General features: G+C 49.4%; 2 protein-coding genes and 2 pseudogenes. 1 reads left to right on the plus strand and 3 read right to left on the minus strand.

Annotated elements, in window-relative coordinates; genetic code table 11:
* From RTK32_RS18530 to RTK32_RS18540, 3 genes and pseudogenes are all read right to left on the minus strand, one after another.
* A pseudogene (locus RTK32_RS18530) lies at nucleotides 1-418 on the minus strand (pyridoxal-dependent decarboxylase); the annotation flags it as partial.
* Nucleotides 419-1,156: 738 nt separating this feature from the next.
* Nucleotides 1,157-1,324: a DUF2256 domain-containing protein gene (locus tag RTK32_RS18535; protein ID WP_312046566.1), complete on the minus strand. Its 168-nt coding sequence runs from the start codon at nucleotides 1,322-1,324 to the stop codon at nucleotides 1,157-1,159.
* 27 nt (nucleotides 1,325-1,351) lie between these two features.
* Nucleotides 1,352-3,136 carry a GGDEF and EAL domain-containing protein gene (locus RTK32_RS18540; RefSeq protein ID WP_312046568.1) on the minus strand — a complete coding sequence of 595 codons (1,785 nt, stop codon included), beginning with the start codon at nucleotides 3,134-3,136 and terminating at the stop codon, nucleotides 1,352-1,354.
* Nucleotides 3,137-4,166: 1,030 nt separating this feature from the next.
* On the opposite strand from RTK32_RS18540, the pseudogene RTK32_RS18545 reads away from it, so the two are divergent.
* Nucleotides 4,167-5,252, plus strand: a pseudogene (locus tag RTK32_RS18545) (diguanylate cyclase domain-containing protein); the annotation flags it as partial.
* Nucleotides 5,253-5,287 lie beyond the last annotated feature (35 nt).

Here is a 5,287-nt window from a genome sequence, read left to right on the forward strand (position 1 = left end):
ACGTACCGCCAGCGCTTTTATCCCAGGTATCCACCGAGCTGTTAACGGCCGCCATGATCTGTTCAGCCATCAGAGAAGGCATCACCAGCGGGCAATTAAGGTGCGCCACATATTTGGGATGATGGAACCAGACAGCATCACGGAGGTAAAGTTTATTGAGTTCTGCCAAAGCCTCTTCATTGTTCCCCAGTGGGCGATCCAAATCGACTTCGCTGAACTCGGCGGCCAGCTCATGCGGGAGGATACCGCTAAAGGGCTTCTCAACGCCTTCCAGGGTACGGGTCATTAGTGCCAGTACATCCTGAGTCTGCTGATTCCAGCCAGGCAGCTGCTCTTTATTGAAAATATACTTTTCAGGGCCGCTGTTTTCACAAACAGAAGAAGAGGGGGCCGATTGAGCAAATGAGCGTAAGACCATATTCAGTTCCTGTACTTTAACAAAGACGCTGCCAACATCAGCCAGGCAGGATTTACCCGCGCAAACTCTCCACTAAAAATGAAGGCAGGAAAAAGTGAAAATCCCTTTAAAAACGGGATGATACATTCAGGTGCTAAGACAATGTCCTGCCGATTACCGGTAGGTTGCATTGTTGTTAACAGCTTTGATTGAATGCGATTATAAATAATAATCATTATCATTCAAATTTTTTAATGGAATAACGTAGCGATCGCGCGGTTCGATCTTTAAAGTGTGATGCAGGTCACATTTATATTGGTAACAATCGGATTTCGTTAGGAATAATCTTACGTAGCTGGAGCTGGAGCCAGGGCGAAACTTTTGCTTCCCGGCAAGGAAAGAGGGTTGTCTGAGGTAAAGCAGATTGACTCTTTTGCTGTACAGTCTGGTGCTGACAGGCCAGCCACAAACCATGCCGGCAAAGAGTGGTTCTGACTGCCAAAAGAAAGTTGGCCAAAACGGTGCCCGAGCGGTAGTTAAAAAAAGCAGAACGGGGGCTATGGACGACATACTCCTGCGCATTCCCTGGCGCCGAAGTTAACTGCAGGTTATTCACTCTTATGGAAAAAGGGTTAGCGCTGATTGCCAGGAAGGGCCGAAACAAAGCGGCGCACCCTCTGCCGCTTAAACAGAGCAAAACAGGCGGGCAATAGACGATCTGCTCCTGCGCATTCCCTGGCGCAGCAATTTACTGAGAGATTATTCAGTTTTTCGGGGAGAATGTTTTGCGCATTGGCGACAGCGATCGGAGCAATATTGCACGTCGTCCCAGCATTTTTCCCATTTTTTACGCCATGTCATGGGCTTATTACAATATTTGCAATATTTCACCGGCAACGTTTTTTTATTGCCTTTGAACGCTTTCATTTTCCCGTGAGTCCCACTGGTCAAAAACTACTTACCCTGATCGCGTAGCCTCCACGCCAGCCACTGATCCAGCTCGGCCTCTGGTAACGGCCTGGAATAAAAATAGCCCTGAGCCTGATCGCAGCCATATTCTGCTAACGTCGTCACGACATCTTCATCTTCTACACCTTCCGCCAGCACGGTGTAGTCCAGCTCTTTCAGCATAGAGATGATACTGCGTGCAATGATCCGTGAGGAGGTATCAGAAGAAATATCCCGAATCAAAGAACGATCGAGTTTTATCACATCAAGCGGCATACGTCGCAGGTAGCTGATATTGCTATAGCCCATGCCAAAATCATCCAGAGAAATAGTAAATCCCTTACGCTTTAACATGTCCAGGCCGCTCAATGCCGTTGGGCTTTCCAGAATGCGTTCGGTTTCAAGGCATTCAATCCCCAGCAGGGCGTTGGGCAATTTTTCTTTCAGCATTTTATCTTCCAGCATTAAAGCAAAATTTTTATGCGAGAAGTCGCGCACGCTGATATTAATCGTAATCGGTAGCTGAATGTGGCTGCTTCTCAATCTTGCCAACCGATCGACGACGCGATCCGTGATCCAGCTGGTCAGCGCCGTCAGTAATTCAACCTGCTCAGCCTGCGGGACAAAAGAAGCAGGAGAGAGCTCGCCCTGAAGGGGATGACGCCAGCGAATTAACGCCTCCAGCCCAACAGGTTTACCGCTGTGCAGACAAATTTTGGGCTGATAGGCAATCCATAGCCCCGGTTCGCCACGCAGCGCAGAAGCCAGGTCGTTCATTAGCGTGAAATCCTTCGTACGCCGTTCATCGACAGCCTCAACAAAGCGAAGCGAAGGCAGCCCCCGGCCAATAGCTTCATGCAGCGCGCTGAGGGCGCGGCGAAGCACTTCCTGGGCCGGGGCCTCTCCGGGAATAAAGTCCAGCTCCCCCGTATAAATGGTTAATGCAATCGACAGCCCATCGCCAAGATCGGCGCTGATCCCCTGTAATTGTTCGGCGATCCATGCTGCACTAAGGTGGCTGTCCTGCCGTGTCAGGACAGCCATGCGACCGGTGGCAACCGTATAAAGCCGTTCATCAGGCGTTAGCCTCAGACGCAGTGGTAGCAGCGTTGCCACATCTTTCAGCAAGTTTTCTACCGGCTCCATACCCATAGAACGTGCCAGTTCATAGGCGCGGGGCATATCAATACAGTCAATAATGATTAACCGAAGCGGCGCTTTATTGCTTGCTGCCGTCAGATTTTGCAGATCTTGTATAAAACGCTGGCGGTTAGGCAGCGCCGTGACGGGATCGGTAAAACTGGCTGAATTTAAGGCATCCAGAAAAGAGACCACCAGGGCGGCCAGCATTCTGAGAGTAGTAATTTGGCTGGCGCTGAAAGGATGGGCCTGGGTATCGGTCACGCACAGGGTACCGACCACGACTCCCTCACTATTTTTTAGCGGGACGCCAGCATAGAAGCGGATATAAGGTGCACCAATAATCAACGGATGAGTGGCAAAGCGCATGTCAAGCAGGGTGTCTGGCACTACCACCGGGTTATCGCTGTCTACAACATACCGACACAGAGAATTGTCACGAGATGAATGCGACAGGTTAAAATTATGCGACGCGCGGACATACTGTGTTTCATCATCCAGTACGGAGATAAAGCTCCCCGGAATGCCCAACGTCTGACTTGAAAGCTGAACAAATTTCTTGAGCACCTCATCCCTGCTGTCGTCAGGACTCAGGAGTGCCTGTAATGCGCGGAGTCGAGGTCCATTATTGCTGTTACTTTTTATAATCATTAGGGGCCTCTGCACCAGGCTGTGTCTGATGCAAAAATAAACATTAAAATAAAAAAGCGATAAAATAAAAATACAGGCCGTATGAAAGACGCTATGGATAGACCATATATATGCTGTAAATAATAATCCTGCCAGAGAATGCTGTCACTTTTAATTTCTTGATGAAAAAAACACGCCCTGTCGATATAACAATTTAATTATAAAAGGCCTTTTACCCAACAATCCCTGTAAATTTGGAATAAGGAGAAAAGGAGTCTGTTTTTTTACAGCCGCACAAAAAGTTTTTTATGATAGCGCAGTTTTTTGCTGTGGAAAACATCAATATTGGCAACGTAATGGAGGATAAAGTTATTTTTACCCCCCTCCACATTTTTTTATCTTTTTTTGTATAAATTCACAGAAGAGGGCGAGGCACACAGCCCGACAGAATGGTCCTCTTAAACGCAATTAAAAAAGGTGCCTTTGTCTATCAGCTTGAAAAACAGCATTTAGTCCAGCTGGACGCTGAAGTTTGATCCTGCGGCTCCGATAACCATTACAAACCGTGGGTTATCTCTGGCCCGCGCCTGAAAAGGCGTGCGGGATAGAAATCAGGAGTAGTGATGAATAGGGTAAATTTCTCATCCTCTGAAAAAAAAGAAAATTCGGGCCCATACAGATTTGTCCTGTTGTTTGCTTGTCTGTACCTGGCAGAATATGCAGCTTTTACGCTGCTCCGGTCAGCACCGGGCCAGGAAAGCAGACAAAAAGTGAAAAATGCCAGAGCAGAAGACCGCCTCCCTTTTTACACTTGGGCGTCATTCAGTTCCCGCGTTAAGGGATCCGTAAACAACATTTCGTTTAAGGATTGACGTACAGGCTCTTCTTCCGGCGGCAGGCGAGCACCCGATTGACTCTCGCGCTGTCAGCTTTCTTTTCGTCGTGCTACACCGGGAATAGCACGCCATTTCGCAGGAAACATGTTCTGAAACGCAGGATAGATCCCACGGCTGAAGCCGCTCGACTCCAGGTACTGGCGCAGTATCAGCTAATGGATACGCCCCCTTCTGACGGTTTTGATCGTCTGACTATGCTGGCTGCACGCCTCTTTCAGGTGCCGACGGCATTTGTCTCGTTAATCGATAATAAGCGGCAGTTCTTTAAAGCCCGCTACGGATTAACCCTTTCAGAAACACCACGAAACATTGCCTTCTGTGACCATACGCTAACCCAGGACGATATTTTATGTATTCCGGATACGTGGAAAGATCCCCGTTTCTGCAATAACCCGTTGGTGTTAGGTTATCCCTTTATCCGCTTTTACACGGGTATTCCGCTGGTTACCCCGGACGGGCACCGTATAGGCACGGTGTGCATCACCGACACAAAACCTCGGGCCGCTTTTAGCGCAACGGACCGGCAGCACCTTAAAGATATCGCGGCGCTGGTCATGGACCGGATGGAAGTACACCGGATGGATCTGCTCCGCCACACCAGCCAGCAACGGCTGGAAGCGATTTCCTCCACTTCACCCGACGCCATCATCTGTACTAATTTGCAATATGGGATTACTTTCTGGAATCCTGCCGCAACAAGGATGTTTGGTTACGACCCGCTGGAAATGACCGGAAAATACCTGGCCGATCTTATTCCGGCGCGCAGTCAGGCGGAGTACCGCAATGAACTTGCCCGGCTGATGCAAAATGAAGAAGCTATCGCGCTGACAAGAACCCTGCAGATATGGGGGGTACGGCGTAACGGAGAAGAGTTTCCGGCCGAGGTGTCTTTTTCAGCCTGGCGTGAAGGCGAAGAGCGTTTAGTTGGTCTGATTATTCGTGATGTTACTGCCCGTCATCAAAGTGAAGCGCGCCTTTGCGAGCTGGCCTCGCTGGATATGTTGACCCGTCTGGCCAACCGCACCTCATTTATGAAACAGCTGGAGCAACTGACTGAATCCGGGACGCCCTTTAGCCTGTTGATGGCCGATCTGGATGGCTTCAAGCGGGTTAACGATACGCTTGGGCATGCGGCAGGTGATGCGGTACTTTGTCATGTTGCGGAACAAATTCGTGAAGTCTGTAGCGAGGCAATTATGGCTGCCCGGCCTGGTGGCGATGAATTTGTTATTCTGCTGCCGTGAGAGAGCGCACGAGCGCTTTCAACGGCAAAAAT

Source organism: Erwinia sp. (assembly GCF_031978025.1).
Lineage (GTDB): Bacteria > Pseudomonadota > Gammaproteobacteria > Enterobacterales > Enterobacteriaceae > Erwinia.

Coding starts and splice junctions, on each gene's coding strand:
- RTK32_RS18540 (WP_312046568.1), bottom strand. CDS start 3,136: ATGATTATAAAAAGTAACAGCAATAATGGACCTCGACTCCGCGCATTA.
- RTK32_RS18535 (WP_312046566.1), bottom strand. CDS start 1,324: ATGAAAGCGTTCAAAGGCAATAAAAAAACGTTGCCGGTGAAATATTGC.